The sequence below is a fragment of the Roseateles sp. P5_B10 genome, from assembly GCF_056400485.1.
Window position 1 is genome coordinate 1 of record NZ_JBFULE010001741.1, and the last position, 532, is coordinate 532.

Here is a 532-nt window from a genome sequence, read left to right on the forward strand (position 1 = left end):
GCTATGGGGTGCGCGGCTCGCGTTATCTCAGCAAACCGTTTCCGCTCACACTGCGTTCTTGAGTCGCTCTAGCGCTTCCAGCGTCTTGGCCTTACGGGCCTCGGCTGCCTCGCGCTTCTCGCGCTCTTCCTCGACGATCTCTTCCGCGGCGTTGGCGACGAATTTCTCGTTGGAGAGTTTGGCGTCAGCGCGCTTGATATCGGCTTCGGCTTTCACGAGTTCCTTGTCGAGACGCGTCTTCTCGGCGCCGAGATCGATCACGCCCTTCAACGGCAGCGCTGCGACTTCACCGCGGATCAAGAGCTGCACAGCACCCTGCGGGGCGACATCGGCAAAGGATATCTCGCCGAGACGCGCGAGGCGCTTCACGACATCGCTCCAGCGCTGGGCACGGGCTTGAGTTTCCGCAGACGCACCGGCCAGCACCAGTGGCGTCAATGTCGCCGGCACGATGTTCATCTCGGCACGCACCGAGCGGACCTCCGTCACCAGATCGATGACCCAGCCGATTTCGGCTTCGGCGGCGTCATCC

1 pseudogene is annotated in these 532 nt (G+C 63.2%); it reads right to left on the minus strand.

Annotated features, from left to right (window positions below):
* Nucleotides 1-45: 45 nt before the first annotated feature.
* Nucleotides 46-532 (minus strand): annotated as a pseudogene (locus AC1DU6_RS35645) (hypothetical protein); the annotation flags it as partial.